Below are 18,724 nucleotides of genomic sequence, written 5' to 3'. Positions count from 1 at the left end.
CATATCCTGCGTGCAAGACACATGCTAGAAGAAGTCGTTACGATCGTCCACCCTCGTGTTCAGCAAGCGGAGCGCGATAAACAGGATACCGAAGACGATACGAACAATGAGCCAGACAACACGCCCGGCCACGGCCCAGCCGCTCAGGTCTTCCTCCGCACGCTGATCCGGGACGTTTGCCCACACGTCGCCGAACAGACCGCCTCTGGTACGCTCCTGAGAGTGCATTGCTTCCCACATCGCCTCAGCCTCGGCCTGCCGCTCACGCGGGTCCGTCGCCGCGTTGCCCCACTGTGGGTTCCACGTGGACTGGGGCCCTGCGCCGGCAGCTGAACTGCCGTATGCAGACTGTCCGTAGCTGCTGGGAGCAGCGGTCTCACCCCGACCCTGTGACGACGCGCTGATCTCGTCATTGTACTGCCGCCGCTCCTCGGGGTTGCCGAGGACATCGTATGCCGCGTTGACCCGCTCCATCATGAGAGCAGCACTTGTGTCGCCGGGATGCAGGTCCGGGTGATATTTCCTCACCAGGATCCGATACTGCGAGCGGATCTGTTCCTGGGATGCCGACGGGCTTACGCCCAGAACGCCGTACAGGTCCTTGTCAGGCGTCACTGTTCTCGTCCTCCGCGCCTGCCGGGAGCCCAACCGCCTCGGCCAGATTCCGTTCCTGTGCCGCCCTCGCCGCATCGCCCATGGCGTCACACGCCATGCTCATGGCGAAGTGGAGCTGCGCCCGTATCTCGGGATCCGGTGACATCGCCTCGATAGCCAGTCCCTGCTCATACTGGCGGATGGCCTGTTCGTGTTCCCCTGCTGCCTCCGAGACATCTCCGACCGCCCGCATGGCCTCGGCCTCGAGCAGCCTTTCATCGCACGAATGAGCCAGTGAGAGCGCCCCCATGGCCTCGCTGCGCGCAGACACCAGGTCCTGCCGGGCAAGACTGACCTGTGCAAGAGCAAGCAGCGCGTCGATCTGTCCGGCGGAGTCGTCCGTGGCGCGTGACACTTCGAGAGCGCGGCTGTCCTCATACATCGCCTTCTCCCAGTCTCCCAGCTCCGCGTACATGGCCCCCAGATCGGACGAAACATGATAGGCAAGTTCAGGGTCGGGGTCCAGCTGGGCCGCCAGTTCCTCGGCCTTCCTGGAGAACCTGATGCCGCGCGGGATGTCACCCGTCGTCGCCGCTATCGGTCCCATGTTGGCATACAGCCCCGCAACCTCTTCGAGACGCGCCTGCTCCTCGTACATTTTCGCTGCCTTGTCCCAGAGCTCCAAAGCGCCGATGGTCCTGTCCTCGGAAGCAAGCGATGCACCCATCTCGTCCAGGAAGCCTGCGACATCGCCCTCTGGCGGTGCAAGCGCTTCGACCGCGCGTACGAATGCCCGCAGATCCTTGCGATTCGCTTTCAGCAGGGCGACCACCCGCTTTTCGATCGTCTGGCTTTCCCTGTCACTCATTTCCGTCTCCTTTGGGGTCAGCTGGTAATTACCCTTCATGTTGGTAAGCTCGTCGCTCCAGCCGCGCCGACATGCCCACCATTGTAGCAGAACACCTAGCGACAACATGACCATGCCACGGACATCGTGCCCAGCAGGCGCCACTCACTTTTCTTAGATTGTCCTCCTGATTCTCCTGGATCAACAGACGAGACGCCTCTCAGTCGGCGACGCCGCCTGTTTCCTGGACGTCCACCACGATGGCCGTGCAGTTGTCCGGCCCTCCACAGGTATTGGCAAGGTCCACCAGGCGATGCGCGGTCTCCTCCGGAGATCCCCCTGTCAGGCCAGCCTTGAGGTCGGACTCGGAAACCGTACCCCACAGTCCGTCCGAGCAAAGGAGATACCGGTCACCAGCGCACAGCTCGTCCGATATGACGTCGACCTCGACTCTCGCCGCCGTCCCGACCGCCCTGGTCAAGATGTTCCGTTCGCTGACCTGCCGCGCATAGGCCGGATCCAGGAGTCCCTGGCGTACCATGTCTGCCGCCATCGTGTGATCCTCCGTCAACTGAGTCAACACACTGCCCCGAAGACAGTAGCACCTGCTGTCACCGACGTTGCAGACATACGCGCGCGCTGCGTGCGGCACGAACGCCACCAGCGTCGTCCCCATGCCCGCCAGCTCCTCCAACGAAAGCGACAGACGGTAGACGACCGTATTCGCTTCATGGACTGCAAGCCGCAGCCGCTGTTTGGTGTCTTCGGCTGACAACTCCCGCGAGGACCATGCCGCAACAAAGCTCTCCACAGCCGTGCGAGAAGCGACCTCTCCTGCCCGTGCTCCGCCGAGGCCATCGCAGACGACATAACAGGCACCCTGACGCTCGACCTCCTTGCCTTCCTGAACGACGGCAAAACTGTCCTCATTGGTGTGACGCTGCAGTCCAATATCGGTCCAACCCGCTCCGATGACCCTCATAGTGACCTCCTGCCTGAGTATATCCAACCCTGTCAATAGTCACAAGTCCTGTACGTTTCTCGCGAACGAACTGTTCCTGTGCAGCGCGGTCGCGCCAAGTGAACGAGTGGCTACACCCGTGTGACACCAGTTTTTCCCGTGCCAGAGTTCACACTCCGACATATTCAAATACATGCTCCCCGTCACGAACACAAGTGTTCATCCCCAGTCTGGTTGGCCGTTGACTCCTTTTTCCGTACGTCTAAAATAAAAATAGTGAACTTTCCTGTCCGTCAGTAATACAATACTTAGGAGGTGTCCATGAAACGTCTAGTCGCCGTACTGATTGTTGTGGCTGCCATCTGCTGGCTGACCGTCCCCGGCCTGCTGCTACTCCCTGCCCCAACCTCAGGGGCGACACCAGCGTGGCAGAAGACCTCTCTCGACGCAGGGCAGGTCCGTGCTATTCTCGTTCATCCCACGAACCCCGGCACTGTCTTCGCAGGAACCGACCGGGGACTGTTCAGGTCGACGGACCGAGGAGGCACCTGGGAGCAGTATGGCACCGGCATCAAGGCGACTCTCAAGGTATTTGTCCTTGCCGCTGCGGGTGACGGCAGCCGCCTGTACGCAGGAACCTCCGGCGGAGCATTTCAGTCGACCGACGGAGGTGCGACGTGGTCGCAAGGCTCGGGAATGCTCCCGGGCACTGGAATAATCCGCTACTACTATGCGATTACCACATTGGCGGTCGACCCCGCGAATCCACAGACCGTCTATGCTGGCGACACCGGTATGATGACGGAGGGACGCGTCCTGAAGTCCACGGACGGCGGAGCAACCTGGACGACGGCTGCATCCGGGATATCCAGTGATCACGTGACAGCGCTGGCCATCGATCCAGGCAGACCCGCGACGGTCTATGCAGTGGTCGAAGACTCGCTCTACGTTTCAGGTGACGCTGGTGCCAGCTGGACGAAAACCACTGGGAAAATGCAGGTCAATTCTTCAGAAGCGGACGTGATGACGGTCATGGTGACCTCCGACGCTGTCTATGCTGGGACCACGGCGGGCGTCTGGAAATCCAGGGACGGAGGAGCTACCTGGTCACAGGGAACCGGTCTCAGCACATTGGGCGTCCTCAAGTACTTCTTTGGAATCGCTGCGCTCGCTGTGGATCCAGACAAGTCATCTGTTCTCTACGCAGGCGACAGTGGTCTCATGACCTCTGGCGGAGTGTATTCGTCGACTGATAGCGGCGCCTCCTGGACCCAGGCAGGCGGCACGCTCACCGGGGACATCTCTGCGCTTGCCGTGGACCCCTCGAACCCCCGCATGGTGTATGCTGCTACGGCCGTCGGCCTGTACCGTCTCGAGAATGTCCCCGTCGTCCGTTTCCGGATCACGGCCTCTGCACCACAGGGGCGCGGCACCGTCCTGCCAACGCTGAAGGAAGCCGCGGAGGGTGAAAGCGTCACGCTGAACTTGCTGCCTGACGCGGGATACCACCTTACGCTCCTCACCGACAACGGCATGACCGTGACCGGCCTGGTCCGCGACAACACATATGTACTAACTGGCATCACCGCGGGCCATGCCATCGTGGCAGTCTTCGAACCTATCCCCATCGTCCTGCCTCCACTTCCGTCGCATACGCTGGTGCTCACTATCGGTTCGTCGGCGATGTCCGTCGACGGGACGCGCGCAACGCTCGACTCGCCGCCTATCATCCGCGAAGGCCGGACCCTGCTCCCTATCCGCGCAGTGATCGAAGCCCTCGAGGGGAGTGTCGGCTGGGATGCCGTCGCCCGGAAGGCGACCGTGACGCTCGGCACACATACCATCGAGATCTGGATCGGTTCTAATCAGGCACGTGTGAACGGCGCAGACGTACCTTTGGACGTCGCTGCGATGATCGTCAACAGCAGGACGCTGCTTCCCCTCCGGTTCGTCGCCGAGAATCTGGGATGTATCGTCACGTGGGACCCGGTCGGCAGGACGGTGACAATCAAGCTCTAGTCGGTGAAGTGTGTAGAGGGGTCAGTCTTCGCCGCTTCCAGCACATGGCCTGAACACCACGGACGCGCCGGAACTGGACCGTGACGCCACGCACAACACGCTGGCTTCCATTCGGCCTCCTGTGCGTGGCGGACATGGTATCCCCGAGCTACGACTGAACCGTCTGTACGGGCAGCCGAAGGATGGTTTTCATCTTCTCAGGCGCCGTGCGGTTGGGGTCGCTGAGGTACAGCTCGTGGTGCCGACCCCGCACGCCGTAGCCGTTTGCAGCTATCCACGTGTACATCATGTCGATCGTCGAACGCTCTCCCTCGTATGGCCCCACGTACATCGTCTGAGCACACACTCCCTCAGCCCACGTCTCCAGATGTACCTGTGCAAGAGCAGGCACGTCCTTCTTCTTGCGGACGATCTCAGCCTTCGCCTGCTTCAGCATGTCCGCGGTCACGACCAAAGGCTGCATCACCAGAGCCTTCCACGCCATCTCCCCTGGCGTCGTCACCGCGAAGTCAGCATCAGTCAGGTCCCGTCCGGACGCGTTCCACCACAGTGCCTCCAGCGGCGTCACCTTCCATTCCGCGATGCCCGCAGACTTAGCCCCGAACTTCATGGTATAGGCAGCCGAGTACAGTGCCTGGATAGCCTCCTGGAACGCCCTGGACGTCGACGGGTTGCCAACTCCCTCGATGACAAGATATGGCATGGCAGGCACGGTGACGAGGACGACCTTGCCCACCGGCGGGCTCCACAGGTCCTTCATCTGCTTGCGAAGATCGATCGTCTCCATGTCTGATCCTCTGTCAGCTACTCGTGCGCCGTCGCACGCGCTCGGCGAGCAGCGTGACCCACCGCGATGGAACCTTCTTCTGACCTGATTCCCAGTCCTTCCAGCAACCAGGCAAGTAGTTCATCCATCAATGCCTCCGGACAATCTCAACAAATGTCCTCTCCTAATAAGTGTAGTTCGCAGAAGATAAACTCAAAGGGCAGGGACAAAGCGGACAAGAATTATACTTTTGTCAGCTAAGGTACAATTTCAAGACGACGAATTGTACTTTCATACACAACGACGTGGCCGGACGGATGCAACAATGTTCATGCGCGACAGTCTGGAGCGTATGACGCCCATTGGCAGGGGTGCTTCCACGTCGGGCAGTCTAGATATCAGGTGACGATTCCAGCTCGTGCGCCAAGTCCACCAGCGCCCGGTACCGCACCCATGACGGCCCTTGCAGCAGCCAGGTTGCTCTCTACTCCGAAACCACGAGAGTCTTGGTGACCATACACAGCCGTGCAGGCATAGGATACTGCAGTTCCCACACGATGTTCATGGGATGACTGCCTGTGGATTCCACGAACGTCGCAGGACCCAGATAATAATACGGTGCTCCAATTCCATGCAATTCCTTGTTCTCTCGAACAAACAAGAGAACAGTCCTCTGCAGCTCCACCTGATGGATGTACCTCTGCCCCGTTGGAGATGTCTCCGACACGGTGCTTTGTGACTGCCAGTGAAACAGGCGGTCGCTGATAGCGTAGTCCCGGTACATGGTGGACTCAGAGTAATCCTTTTCGGACTTGTTCAGAGTAACCAGCAGCACATCACAGTTCTTGTCCTTCAAGCGAAGCACCCCTTCGCGCTGTGACGGCTGTCGCTCCCATGAATAGTAGCCAAGACCAGCCAAGAGCTCGTCACGGAGATACAAACGATGAAGCTCCAAAGCACTCCCGAAGGAAAGCCGCATTGGCTGCGAGCTGATGCTAACGTGGTCGAGGCACCATTTTGCGAGCTCTAGGTACTCGGCACGCATCGTAGGATTCCTGGCGAAGATCTCAATGACCTGCTGCCACGAGGAGCACATGGCTCGATCAGACGGCGTCTGCCACACATCGCACCACAACATTACCGCGAATGGACTCTCCGACTGTGAGAGGTTCATATCCCCTTCAAGAGCGTCGATAATGAAATGCAGAAACGAAGGTGAATCAGCGTGCGCAAGTCTCAACAGTCCCTTGGTGAGACGATCCTCGTCTGGTTCTATCCATGCCTTCCTCTTGCCTGCTTCAGAACACAGTCGGCTCCAGGACCTTCCTGTTGTCTCGTAGATGCTGTAGGCTTCCAGTTGGTGGTACTCGAGGAATGCGGCCATCGTAAGAACCTGTTGGGCTTCGTCTTCGAACTCAGCAATTCGCTGGACCATCCGGGTACGCCCACTTCGTACTGCAGACCTGATGTTTTCCAGGACACTCTCCTTGGCCACACGCTCAAGTTGTATGTTGCACCCTTTGGGAAGAAATGGGAAGTCNNAAGCGAGCCTCGAAACTGTAGTTTTGTTGCGCCTTCCCTATGAAATCAAGCACCGTCAGACACTCTTTTCCTTCATCGATTCGCAGCCCTCGCCCAAGTTGTTGAAGAAACACTGTAAGACTTTCAGTCGGTCGAAGGAACAGGACCGTGTCGATTTCCGGGATATCGATGCCTTCGTTGTACAGGTCCACGGTGAAGATGAAGTTGACTTCCTTGTTACGGAGTAGACTCTGGGCTGTGACGCGATCCGTCGGGGCAGTTGCAGCCGAGACTGCAACGGAGGGAATGCCCGCACGTCGGAAGAAGCCGGCCATGAACTCTGCGTGCTCGATACTCACACAGAAACCCAATCCACGGGTATCTTCCGCTTTTCTGCAGTAGCGTTGGACGGCATCCACTATGAGGCGTGCCCTGCCCTCGTTTGCTGAATACGCTTGATTCAACTGTTGGATATCGTATCCGCCACGACTCCATCGGAATGTATTGAGGTCGACAACGTCGGTCACGCCGAAGTACTGAAAGGGACATAGTAGTCCTCGATCAACGGCCTCCGGCAACCGAATTTCAGCTGCTATGCGACCCCCAAACCACCTGAGTATGTCTTTGCCATCCATGCGTTCTGGTGTTGCAGTGAGTCCAAGGAGAATATCCGGCTGCGCATATTCCAGAAAATCGACATACGTTGGCGCTTCAGCATGATGGAACTCATCCACAACTATGTAGTCATATGTTGCGGGATTGCGAAGCAGTGCCCCTACGCCTCGCGCAGCAAGCATCTGGATCGAAACAAACAGGTAGTCTATTTGCGACGGTTCCGAGTCGCCTACAAGTACATCGCCGAAATTTGCATCGTGGAGAACATTCCGAAAACATGCCAGCGACTGCCGCAAGTTTTCCTCTCGATGTGCAACAAACAGGAGGCGATTTCTCCTTCCTGGATGCTCCTCACAGTATCGTTTGTAGTCGAAGGCGGCAACAACCGTTTTCCCAGTACCAGTTGCTGCGACCACGAGATTGCGTCTTCGGCCGTGCAGTTCCCTTTCCGCTTTCAGCCTTTCAAGAATGTCCTGCTGAAATCCATAAGGGCGAATATCCACAAGATATTGGTGCTGTTCAGTCGATCTCTCGTTTCCCAGGGCTTTTCTAAGAGTAGGCTCATCTTCTAGCGAGTAAGCCCGAAACTCGGGGTCGCTCCAATATGTTTCGAACGTGCCAACGAATTTGTTGACAATGTCGGTAGCGTCTCTGGCAGTGACTTTGATGTTCCACTCCAGCCCACTCGTGATGGCGGCATGCGAGATATTGGATGAACCGATATAGGCCGTCGTAAACCCGCTGTCGCGATGGAACAAATATGCCTTGGCATGCAGACGTGTGCGGTTAGTATCGTAGGATACCCGTACCGCAGTACTCGGCAGAGAGGCCAACAGTGACACGGCCCGAAGGTCAGTTGCCCCCATATACGAAGTCGTGATGATTCTCAGCGCTGTATTGGGGCGTGACGTGAACTCACGCAACTCTTTTTCGATAAGACGTATACCACTCCACTTGATGAATGACATGAGAATATCGATCCTGTCTGATGACAAGATTTCCTTTCGTAGTTCACTGGCCAGGCTTGGTTCCCGTGGAGAACCCGTGAGAAGCGCGGACTGGCTCAAGCCTGTCTTTGGCCGAAGCTCGTGTAGCCGATCGATGCTTATGTCTGGAGATGTTGGTTTATCGAGCAATGCGAGAAGAATTTCAACTTGTGGAGGTATGGTGCTGCCACCCAGTTCAGCCTCCGGAACCCTTGTACTGAGTCGTTCAACGATGTCATTACAGACAGCTACTCGTTGCTGCAAAGCTTGGTCGCCCGTACATGCATCGAGGGTGCGTCGTATCACTCTCTCCAGATACTGGGATAAAATGGTGGGGCTCTCTGCCGCGTCAATAGTCTCCTGGTCCCATGACCATCGGGTTGGATCGAGGTCGTTCAGCTCCCGGCGCATCAGTTCGTCGATGAGTTGTTCATATAGGCCAGAGCTAAGTCTCAACTGTCCTCCCCCCTGATGCGCCTGCTCGACGTACAGACTAACACCATACTACGTTGTCACGGGCTTTTCTCAAGTGGACACAGCAGGGTCGCTTGTGTGATCTGAAATGACGAACCGCACCAGGTGTTCCTAGTGCGGCGTCGAATCGTGAGCTCCAAGCCCAGGTTCGGGCTGCCTGCCAATTCCTGTGCGGGCACCGTCCGCGAGCGCGGTGACCGTTTCAGAGAAACAACCTCGCTGTGTCGGCACATGTGCCGACACAGCGAGGACAGTTCTCGTGCCAGTATACTACTTCTTGGCTGCGAGTTTCTTGACGATGGGCTTCTTGGCTGCCGGCTTCGCGGCCTTGACAGCGGGTTTGGCGGCAACAATCTTCTTTGCCGGAGCTTTGGCGACCAGCTTCTTGGCTGCCGGCTTCGCGGCCTTGACAACTGTCTTCTTGACCACTGGCTTCGCCGCGACCTTGACGGTCTTCTTGGCGACTGGCGCAATCTTCTTCACTGCCTTCTTCGGTGCAGTAACGACGACCTTCTTTACTGTTTCTGCAGACTTCTTTGTTATTCCAGCCATTGCCATCTCCTTTGTTGAGATTCGTGTTGACGTTGACGCCGAGCCTTGATGTCAATACTCTACAACAAAACAAGTTTCATAAAAGATGTCAAGCCCCCTCGCGCGACCACGTCGAAACGTTCCATAACCAACAACACCACTCCTGGAGATACGATACAGACTTCGTCACGCTTTTGCGCATGCGGCTCAGTTGTCGGCGTTTGTCCCAACAGGTACAGAAATCGCTTCTCCGGGCACTTCTTCGTCCGGTGGAACGTAGTCCGGAATCAGGACCTCCACATCGCGGATATCGCGCACCATGAAACTCGCGACGCTCACCAGCAGCGCCAGGCCACCAAACAACACGAACATGAGAGCCATACCGGCGCCACGGCCGGCGCCAACCAGCGGGCCAAACACTCGTGCCAAGGCTCCTCCAGGCATCATCCGTGGCTCGAATACGAGGTCCGCCAGTGGTCCAGCGGTCAGCATGGCCACGGGCACCGAGATCTGTGCGATCATCATGCGCGTGCCAAAGACCTTGCCCTGCACGTCGTGCGGTACCTTCGTCTGCCAGATAGCGTCGTTGCAGCCGTTGAGAAATGGGATGATGAGCGTTCCGAGAAACCCGGAAACGAGCCAGATGGGCAGCGTTCGGCCAAACCCCATGAGCATGATCCCCAGGGCGGACGCGGACACCATACCCCACAGGACGCCGTACACCTTGCGGCGCGGTCCACCCCATGCCGCCATGAGCGCGCCTCCGACGACGCCCCCGACAGCGGAGACTGAGTTGACAATACCTAGCGTGGTCGCACTGTTACTGGTACGCGCCAGGATCATCGGGGTCCACAGCGTCATGCACACCGACGCAATGAGGTTCGAGGCAAAGAAGCTGAGCTGTAGCAGGAGCAGGGGCCGACGCGCTGCGATGTAGCGCCAGCCAAAGACCGTTTCCTTCCAGAGACTGCCGCGTGCCTCTTCACCTGCCTGTGACCGCGAGGGACGGGGAACATTGACCGCCAGCAACAATGCAACGGCAATGCAGAATGAAGTGATGTCGAACAGGAAGATCGGCACGAGCCCCCACGTGACGACGACCGCACCCGCAATGATGGGCGCAAGGATGCCGGAGCCGCTCTGCGCCAGTGACATCATGCCCGCAGCCCGGCCATACTTCTCCTTCGGCATCATGGTACTGATGGCCGCCTGATACGCAGGCCACTGGAATGCCTGGAACGTCCCGGACAACGCCCCCACGACGCAGAGGTGCCAAATCTGCAGGCGCCCGGTGGCGTACAGGATGAGCATGATAACCGTACCCAGTCCCGAAGCTACGTCCGAAACCCCCATAGTCACCTTGCGGTTCCACCGGTCGACCAGCGCTCCGGCGATGGGACTCATGATGATAGTCGGTGTGAAACTGCAGAACGCCACGATGCTCAGGGCAGTCGCGTGACCTGTGACCTGCCATGCCCACACGCTCACACCGAAGACGGTCATCGCGGACCCAACGAGCGAGACCACCTGACCAGCCCAGATGAGCGTAAACGCCTTCATTCCCTTCGGTCGTACTCGAGCCATAGAGCCCTCCTTATGGGTTTCTACCGCTGAGTGCTCATGCATGAAGAATAAAGAAGTCCTTGACCTTTGCAACAGGGACGGCCCGCAAGAGAAAGGCGCCACACCAAACCAGGTGTGGCGCCTGCAAGGGACGTGCCGGGAGGAAGGTGCCTACTCGACGGCCACCAGCTCGTACTGCCGCGCGCCCAGTCCAGTCTCCTCGGCGTGGGCGACCTGGGATTCCCAGTGCGTTTCGGGGTGGACGTGTGTGAACTTGTCGCCCTGTTCGAAGTGGACATCGGCAAGGACGCTGCCCTGATTCGCGACGGCCTTGTTGACGAGGTCCACGCATGCCTGGTCGAGAGCCACTGGGTCGAAACTCGCGGCGATGCCGATATCGGGCACGATAGCCGCATCGTTGTGGCCCCAGCAATCGCACTTGGGGCTGACGTTCATGATAAAGCTGACGTGGAACGCCGGCTTGCCATGCAGGACGGCATAGGCGTATTCCGCGATCTTCTCGTTGAGCACGTCGTTGGTCCCCTGGAACACGGGGTGCGCGGCGCCATACATACAGACGGCGACGCACTGCCCACAACCGACACACTTCGTGTAGTCGATGGCAGCCTTGCGCTCGGCGTTCCATCCAATCGCGGCCTGTGGGCAGGAACGGACGCAGGTACCACAGGCGGTGCACTTGACGACATCGATACGCGGCTTGGACTCAGAATGCATCTGCATCTTGCCGCCCCGCGAACCACTACCCATGCCCAAATTCTTCAACGTGCCGCCGAAGCCGGCCTGCTCATGCCCCTTGAAGTGCGTAAGCGAGACGATGATGTCGGCGTCGGCAATTGCAGTGCCGATCTTGGCAGTTTCGCAGCGCTTGAGATGAATAGGGACCTCGCGGTAGTCCGTGCCCTTGAGGCCGTCGGCGATGATGACGTCCGCCCCGACGGCGATACGGTTGAAGCCATTCTCCTGGGCAGACTGCAGGTGATCGACTGCGTTGGAGCGGCCTCCCGAATACAGTGTATTGCAGTCGGTGAGGAACGGCTTGCCGCCGAGCTCGCGGACCAGCTTCACGACACGCGCGACATAGTTGGGGCGAATGTAGGCGAGATTGCCGGGCTCTCCCAAGTGCAGCTTCAGTGCAACGAACTTGTCCTTGAAGTCGATGTCTGTGACGCCGGCGGCGCGCATCAAAGCCTCGGTCTTGTCCAGCAGATTGTGACCGGGACGCGTACGCAGATCCGTGAACCATACCTTCGACGCGTTCATGCCCGCTCCATTGGAGCTTGCAGCCGTTGCGACTCCGTAATCCGATTGGCCGAATAGTCTCTCATATGTTTCTCCTGACGTCTCATATCTCCACATTACTCTAGCGCGTTGGTGCCCACACGCAACCTCCGCAGCCTGTCGCTGTGAGGCAAGACCGACCTGATCCTGGCAGACGGATGCTGGCGACGCACTGCTCATGGGTCCCTCTCCAGTTCACGGGCATGGCTTTCCAGACGGTGGCGCGAGCGACGCCGGATGGACTGGAGGTCACGTACACCTTGACAATTCTTGCGACACCACAATAGTGTGTATAAATGAGGCTGAATACATGAAACGACATGTGGAATGTCCCGGAACAGGGACGTCAGATGTGACGTGAGGCGCTGAAACGCGATGCGCAGAGGTCTGTTTCATCATGATGATAGCGGAAGATGCCGGCCAATGCACTCCAATAGCTCCTTCATGGTCCTCAGCATCTGCCTATTGACTTTTCTGTCCACTTTGCAAGAATGCATTATGGACACTAGATGGTTCCCCCTCTTTGTCTCATACCTAGACTCACCACATCCATTTGGTTCATGCTCACGTCTTGTGCCAAACGGCTTTGCCTCGGACTCACCGAGCAGAACTCTGCCCGAAGTCTGCAGTGAGCAGGGTCCCAAGCCCTCAGCCTGTGCAGCTACCAGAGGACCTCACGGCGTGTTTTCCGCGAGGTCTTTCCGCTTTCTTGGGAAGGGGGAGCCAACGGGCCTGCAAGCCTGACGATACTCTGTCGCTCCACGAACCGGTACCACACATCCATATCAAGAGAGGAGAAAACATGAGGAGACTGTTTGCCATTATTCTTGTCTGTGCATTGATTGCCGGCATTGGCGTTGGATGCAAAGCAAAAACTGGGGTTGTCAACCTGGGTGGTATCTTCCCGATGACCGGGGCCTCGGCCACCTTCGGTACTTCCAGCAAGCAGGGAGTAGCAATGGCCGTCGAGGAGTTTAACACTGCCGGCGGAGCAACGGTCGGAGGCGTCGCAACAACGATCAACTACATCAACGAGGACGATGCTGGTGACCCCGCGGTCGGAGCCAGCGCCGCTCATAAGCTCATAGACCAGGACAAGGTCATCGGCATCATCGGCGCCGTTATGAGCAAGGTCACCCTGGCTGTCGCACCTATCGCGCAGGATGCCGGCGTCCCAGAGATCTCGCCAACGTCTACTAATGAGGCGGTCACGCTGGTCGGCGACTACATCTTCCGTGCCTGCTTTATCGACCCGTTCCAGGGTAAAGTTATGGCCAATTACGCGTACAATACTCTCAAGGTCAAGACAGCCGCAGTGCTGTACGACAACGGCAACGACTACCCCAAGGGACTGGCCGAGGCCTTCAAGGCCAGTTTCGAGAGTCTGGGCGGCAAGATCGTCGCCTATGAAGCCTTCACGGATGAAGCTACTACGATCGACTACAAGGCCCAGTTGACCACCATCAAGGCCGCCAAGCCTGAGTTCCTGTACCTGCCAAACTACTACGGCGGAGCTGCACTCCAGCTCAAGCAGGCACGCGAGATGGGTCTGAACGTCCCCGCCGGCGGCGGCGATGGCTGGGACTCACCTGAGCTCGTCACGATAGGTGGCGCGGCTGTCGAGGGTGGTGTCTTCTCCAACCACTTCTCCAAGGACGACAAGAGCCCAAAAGTCCAGGATTTCGTAGCAAAATACACAACCAAATACGGGGCAGCACCTGACGCACTCGCTGCTCTTGCGTATGACGCTGCAGGACTATTCCTCGATGCCTTCAAGACTTGCGGCTCAATCAAGGGCTCGGATATCAGGGATGCCATGAAGAATACGACCTTCTCGGGCATCGGCGGCGCCTACAAGTTCGACGCAAACCGCAACCCCATCAAGGCCGCAGTCATCCTGCAAATCAAGAACGGCCAGCAGACGTTCCTGATGACTGTCAACCCGTAACCTGGCACGCATCTCGGCCCAGGGGGACCAGGTACGTCCCCCTGGCCCCCTGTTGGAGGAGAAAACATGGGTCAGTTCCTGCAGCAACTCATCAACGGCATTCAGATAGGCAGTATCTATGCCCTGATTGCCTTGGGCTATACAATGGTGTATGGCATCGTGCGCCTCATCAACTTTGCTCACGCCGACATTTTCATGTTTGGCGCTTACATGGGATTCTTCCTCGCCCCCAAAATGGCCATGATCTTTGGCGGCGCCTTTGTCCCGACGATCATCGCAGCCATGCTTATTACCGGCCTGCTTGGCTTCATCATGGAGAAACTTGCATATCGCCCGCTGCGCTACAAGTCCCGCCTTTCGGCATTGATCACCGCGCTTGGTGTTTCGATATTTCTTGAAAACTTCTGCGCGATGGACTTCGTCCTCTTCGGCGTACACTTCGTCTTCGGCCCGACGTACCGCAAGTTCCCTGACCTCATTGTGGCCAAGAACATTCCCATCCCCGGCAACCTCGGCCTCAACATTTCCAACGTGCTGCTGCTCGACGTCGGCGTTTCCGTCATCCTGATGGTCCTGCTATTCTGGTTCGTCAACAAGACCCTCATCGGCAAGCAGATGCGCGCGGTGGCATTCGACAAGCCGACAGCCAGCCTTATGGGCATCAACATCGACGTCGTCATCAGTACGGCCTTCATCGTGGGTCCTGCGCTGGCAGGTGCCGGCGGCATTCTGTACGGCACGACCTACGGCATGCTGGCATCCCCGTTCCTGGGCATATGGCCGGGCCTGAAAGCGTTCATCGCAGCGGTCCTTGGCGGCATCGGCAATATCCCCGGAGCCGTGCTCGGCGCATACATCATGGGCATCTCGGAGGCGTTCGCGACGTCCGTCAACTCTAACCTGGGGTACGGCATCGCGTTCGCCATCCTTATTGGTATCCTGCTTATTCGACCAAGCGGCCTGCTGGGCAAGTTCATGCCGGAGAAGGTCTGACATGACCTTTCTTCGTACACACCGCACCTTAGCCACAGTCATTGCATTCGCGCTGGTCTATGCTGTCATCAAGGTCCTGAGCATCCTGCCCCTCAATAACGGAGACCCCCTCCTGAACGCGTATTACATCCAGCTCATCATGCTGGCCGGCATCAACATCGTCATGACTGTCAGCCTGGGCATGGTCAACGGCTTTACTGGCCAGTTCTCCATCGGACACGCTGGTTTCATGGCTGTCGGCGCCTATACGTCAGCCATGATTACGACGGTCTGGTTGCATACGAGTACTGCCAATCCATGGGTCGGGTATCCTGTCTTCATAGTCGCAATTCTTGCAGGGGGGTTACTGGCTGCCGCAGCAGGCTATCTTGTCGGAGCACCATCGCTGCGTCTCAAGGGCGACTACCTGGCTATCGTGACGCTATCGGCCAACGAACTCATCCGAACGGTCATCCGTGTCACTGAAGTGCTCGGAGGTCCCCGTGGCCTGGGTGGCATCCCCAAGTTCACGACGCTGGAGGTCGTGTTCGTGTTCACGATCGTGAGCGTCGTTCTTATGCGCAACTACCTGTTCTCGTCGCATGGACGCTCCATGAAGGCGGTCCGCGACTCGGAGATCGCCGCTGAATCCACGGGTATCAACACGACACGGCAGAAAGTGTTTGTGTTCGTCTTCTCGGCCTTCTTCGCTGGAGTCTCGGGCGGTGTCTTCGCGCACCTGCTTCAGTTCATCCACCCGGACAACTTCAGTTTCATGAAGTCGCTGGAGTATCTTATCTACCTGTACGTCGGCGGCTCCACATCAATCAGCGGGGCCATAGTCGGCCCGGCTATCTTCACGCTCCTGCCCGAATTGATGCGCGGCCTGCAGAAGTGGCGCCTGGTCATCTACCCACTGATCCTCATCCTGACCATGATCTTCCGGACGGAAGGTATCATGGGCCTCAAGGAATTCAGCTTCATCCTCATTCCCCAGCGTCAGAGGAAGGAGGTGAGTGCATAATGGCTCTCCTCGACATTCAACATCTCACACAGTTCTTTGGCGGCCTGCGCGCCGTTTCCGACTTCAACATCCAGCTGGAGCACGGCGAGATCGTCGGCCTCATCGGACCGAACGGCGCCGGCAAGACGACCGTCTTCAACGTGGTCACCGGCGTTTATACGCCAACCAAGGGTACTATCGTCTTCGACGGACAGAACATCGTGGGCAGGAAAACCTACCAGATCACGCAGGCAGGGATCGCCCGCACGTTCCAGAACATCCGCCTGTTCAGCAAGTCCAGCGTTATTGACAACATCAAGATCGCCTATCATTTCCGTATGCCGTACGGCAACACTGATGCGTTCCTGCACACACGCAAGTACTGGCAGGGCGAGCAACTTGTCGACGACTATGCCATCGACATCCTGCGCCTGTTCCACCTGGAGGGACATGCCGAGGACATCTCGGGTTCCCTCCCCTACGGGGCCCAGCGCCGGTTGGAAATCGCCCGCGCTCTTGCCACCAAACCCAAGCTCCTCATCCTGGACGAGCCCGCAGCCGGCATGAACCCGGCAGAGGCAGACCAACTGATGGAAATGATCCACTGGCTCCGCGACAAGTTCGACCTGACGATCCTTCTCATCGAGCACCAGATGAGAGTGGTCATGGGCGTATGTGAACGCATCAAAGTCATGGACTTCGGCGAGACCATCTGCGAAGGCGTGCCCGAGTACATCCGCAACGACCCCCGGGTCATCGAAGCATACCTTGGAAAGGGGGCCTGACATGCTGCTCGAAGTCCGGAACATCGACGTTTTTTATGGCTCCATCTGTGCGCTGAAGGGCGTCTCCTTCAGCGTAGAAAAAGGCGAAATCGTGTCGATCATCGGCGCCAATGGCGCCGGCAAGTCGACGACGCTGCGCGCCATCTCCGGCATTCTGCGCGCAACATCCGGCAGTATTATTTATGACGGACACGATATCACGCACACACCGCCACATCTCATCGCGCGCATGGGTATCTCCCACGTCCCCGAAGGCCGTGGCATCTTTGGCAACCTGACCGTGCAGGAAAACCTGGACGTGGCGCTGTCGTCGGTCAAAGACAGGAAGTCGGCCGGACCCAACCAGGACAAGGTGTTCTCGCTGTTCCCGCGTCTCAAGGAGCGCAGACGGCAGATCTCCGGCACACTGTCTGGCGGCGAGCAACAGATGCTGGCTGTCGGCCGGGGTCTCATGCAGAACAACCCGTTCATGCTGCTCGACGAACCCTCGATGGGCCTATCGCCCGTGCTGACCGAGGAGATTTTCGGCGTCATCACTGAGATCAACGGACTTGGCAAGACCGTGCTGCTCGTTGAGCAGAATGCTTTCAAGGCACTGTCTATCGCTCACCGCGCATACGTGCTGGAAACGGGTTCCCTAGTACTGTCAGGGACGGCCAGGGAACTGCGCGACAACCCGGACGTCAAGAAAGCCTACCTAGGCGGCTAGCCTCCCCGCCGTTCCTCCTTCTCAGCGTTTCCGGGCAATGGGTATCCCCATTGCCCGGAACGTCGTTTTGGGGGTTCCGACCCCACGAGAGCAGCCCGCTACTGCTGGCGCTCGAGCTCGGGCGTGTACGAACCGGTCCGGGCCGCGCTGTTGCACTTGCCTCGATGATAGAACGCCGCCTGCGCCGCCGCGACGTTTGCCTGCTCACCGTGCCAGATGGTAAGTGCCGGCTCCTGCAATGCCCGTCCGTACGAGTAGCTCAGTTCCCACGGATGCGGTCCCAGCTTGTTCATCGCATTGAGATGGGCGGTCGCCAGTTCGGACGACTGCCCACCCGAAAGGAAGACGATTCCCGGAACGGCGGCAGGGACGGTACGGCGCAGTGTGCTTACGGTCGCCTCGGCCACATCCTGGACCCCTGCCTGGCGGGGGCAGGACTTGCCAGAGATCGTCATACTCGGCTTGAGCAGCATACCCTCGAGCAGGACCCCTTGCCGGGCAAGCTCGTTGAAGACCGACCTCAAGACGCCCAAGGTGACGAGCTCACACCGCTCCTGATCATGATCGCCGTCCATGAGGACCTCGGGTTCGACGATTGGGACAAGTCCAGCTTCCTGTGCCAGGGCCGCATAGCGCGCAAGGGCCTGGGCGTTGGCACTGACGCATGCCTTGCTGGGAATACCCGCCCCAATGGTGATGACGGCACGCCACTTGGTGAACCGTGCGCCCAGCGACCGATACTCGGCCAGCCGTTCGCGAAGGCCATCCAGTCCCTGTGTGACCTTCTCACCGGGGTGAAGCGCTAGCTCAACCGCTCCCGTATCGACCTTGATGCCGGGGATAACAGCCTTCTCGGCCAGCAGCCTGGGGAACAGCGTTCCGCCGAGGGACTCCTGGCGAATCGTTTCGTCATACAGGATGATGCCTGAGATGAATTCCTCGACACCAGGCGTCGTAAACAGCATGTCCCGATAAACGCGATGCGTCTCGGCCGTCGACGGCACACCCAGTTTTGCAAATCTCTTGCCGATTGTTCCAACACTCTCGTCGGCCGCCAGGATCCCCTTGCGCGGTGCCACCAGAGCTCTGGCCGTCTCCTTCAACTCACGTTCGTACAACATACCATCCTCC

General features: G+C 58.4%; 16 protein-coding genes. 6 read left to right on the top strand and 10 right to left on the bottom strand.

Features of this window, described 5'->3' with window-relative positions:
* Nucleotides 1-24: 24 nt before the first annotated feature.
* The 3 genes from SMC7_RS05615 to SMC7_RS05605 all read right to left on the bottom strand — a co-directional run bounded on the left by SMC7_RS05615 (nt 25) and on the right by SMC7_RS05605 (nt 2,423).
* On the bottom strand, nt 25-615 hold the full coding sequence (locus SMC7_RS05615) for a J domain-containing protein (RefSeq protein WP_165845175.1): 591 nt from the start codon (nt 613-615) through the stop codon (nt 25-27).
* The gene (locus tag SMC7_RS05610; RefSeq protein ID WP_119089369.1) at nt 605-1,462 is read right to left on the bottom strand and encodes a hypothetical protein; all 858 of its coding nucleotides are present in this window, start codon (nt 1,460-1,462) and stop codon (nt 605-607) included. Before SMC7_RS05610 ends, SMC7_RS05615 begins: the two co-directional genes overlap by 11 nt.
* Nucleotides 1,463-1,661: 199 nt before the next feature.
* A complete protein-coding gene (locus tag SMC7_RS05605) occupies nt 1,662-2,423 on the bottom strand; it encodes a Stp1/IreP family PP2C-type Ser/Thr phosphatase (protein ID WP_119089368.1) in 762 nt (253 codons plus the stop codon).
* 300 nt (nt 2,424-2,723) lie between these two features.
* Between SMC7_RS05605 and SMC7_RS05600 the strand changes: the two genes are divergently transcribed.
* A complete protein-coding gene (locus SMC7_RS05600) occupies nt 2,724-4,421 on the top strand; it encodes a stalk domain-containing protein (RefSeq protein ID WP_119089367.1) in 1,698 nt (565 codons plus the stop codon).
* A gap of 148 nt (nt 4,422-4,569) precedes the next feature.
* Here SMC7_RS05600 and SMC7_RS05595 read toward each other — a convergent pair whose 3' ends face one another.
* The 6 genes from SMC7_RS05595 to SMC7_RS05575 form a co-directional block, all read right to left on the bottom strand.
* Nucleotides 4,570-5,208: a GyrI-like domain-containing protein gene (locus SMC7_RS05595; RefSeq protein WP_119089366.1), complete on the bottom strand. Its 639-nt coding sequence runs from the start codon at nt 5,206-5,208 to the stop codon at nt 4,570-4,572.
* Between the two features lie 463 nt (nt 5,209-5,671).
* A complete protein-coding gene (locus tag SMC7_RS07450; RefSeq protein WP_207798725.1) occupies nt 5,672-6,622 on the bottom strand; it encodes a DUF3427 domain-containing protein in 951 nt (316 codons plus the stop codon).
* Nucleotides 6,623-6,686: 64 nt separating this feature from the next.
* Nucleotides 6,687-8,765: a DEAD/DEAH box helicase family protein gene (locus SMC7_RS05590; protein ID WP_207798724.1), complete on the bottom strand. Its 2,079-nt coding sequence runs from the start codon at nt 8,763-8,765 to the stop codon at nt 6,687-6,689.
* Nucleotides 8,766-9,053: 288 nt separating this feature from the next.
* Nucleotides 9,054-9,335 (bottom strand): hypothetical protein, encoded by a 282-nt coding sequence (locus tag SMC7_RS05585; RefSeq protein ID WP_119089365.1) that lies wholly within the window; start codon nt 9,333-9,335, stop codon nt 9,054-9,056.
* Nucleotides 9,336-9,521: 186 nt separating this feature from the next.
* The gene (locus SMC7_RS05580; RefSeq protein WP_119089364.1) at nt 9,522-10,898 is read right to left on the bottom strand and encodes an MFS transporter; all 1,377 of its coding nucleotides are present in this window, start codon (nt 10,896-10,898) and stop codon (nt 9,522-9,524) included.
* A gap of 150 nt (nt 10,899-11,048) precedes the next feature.
* Nucleotides 11,049-12,158 (bottom strand): DUF362 domain-containing protein, encoded by a 1,110-nt coding sequence (locus tag SMC7_RS05575; protein ID WP_119089363.1) that lies wholly within the window; start codon nt 12,156-12,158, stop codon nt 11,049-11,051.
* A gap of 820 nt (nt 12,159-12,978) precedes the next feature.
* On the opposite strand from SMC7_RS05575, the gene SMC7_RS05570 reads away from it, so the two are divergent.
* The 5 genes from SMC7_RS05570 to SMC7_RS05550 all read left to right on the top strand — a co-directional run bounded on the left by SMC7_RS05570 (nt 12,979) and on the right by SMC7_RS05550 (nt 17,593).
* Complete coding sequence (locus SMC7_RS05570) at nt 12,979-14,124, top strand: ABC transporter substrate-binding protein (RefSeq protein ID WP_119089362.1); 1,146 nt, start codon at nt 12,979-12,981, stop codon at nt 14,122-14,124.
* Nucleotides 14,125-14,190: 66 nt separating this feature from the next.
* Nucleotides 14,191-15,117 (top strand): branched-chain amino acid ABC transporter permease, encoded by a 927-nt coding sequence (locus SMC7_RS05565; RefSeq protein WP_119089361.1) that lies wholly within the window; start codon nt 14,191-14,193, stop codon nt 15,115-15,117.
* A gap of 1 nt (nt 15,118) precedes the next feature.
* On the top strand, nt 15,119-16,120 hold the full coding sequence (locus SMC7_RS05560; RefSeq protein WP_119089360.1) for a branched-chain amino acid ABC transporter permease: 1,002 nt from the start codon (nt 15,119-15,121) through the stop codon (nt 16,118-16,120).
* Nucleotides 16,120-16,884, top strand: coding sequence for an ABC transporter ATP-binding protein (locus tag SMC7_RS05555; RefSeq protein WP_119089359.1), 765 nt, complete (start codon nt 16,120-16,122; stop codon nt 16,882-16,884). Before SMC7_RS05560 ends, SMC7_RS05555 begins: the two co-directional genes overlap by 1 nt.
* A gap of 4 nt (nt 16,885-16,888) precedes the next feature.
* On the top strand, nt 16,889-17,593 hold the full coding sequence (locus SMC7_RS05550) for an ABC transporter ATP-binding protein (RefSeq protein ID WP_119089392.1): 705 nt from the start codon (nt 16,889-16,891) through the stop codon (nt 17,591-17,593).
* 98 nt (nt 17,594-17,691) lie between these two features.
* On the opposite strand, the gene SMC7_RS05545 is transcribed toward SMC7_RS05550, so the two are convergent.
* The gene (locus SMC7_RS05545) at nt 17,692-18,714 is read right to left on the bottom strand and encodes a class I fructose-bisphosphate aldolase (protein ID WP_207798723.1); all 1,023 of its coding nucleotides are present in this window, start codon (nt 18,712-18,714) and stop codon (nt 17,692-17,694) included.
* Between the last annotated feature and the right edge of the window lie 10 nt (nt 18,715-18,724).

Source organism: Candidatus Cryosericum terrychapinii (assembly GCF_003570925.1).
GTDB classification, from domain to species: Bacteria; Caldisericota; Caldisericia; order Cryosericales; family Cryosericaceae; genus Cryosericum; species Cryosericum terrychapinii.
The sequence above is the reverse complement of the archived record's forward strand: the minus strand, read 5'-3'. Positions and strand labels throughout refer to the sequence as shown.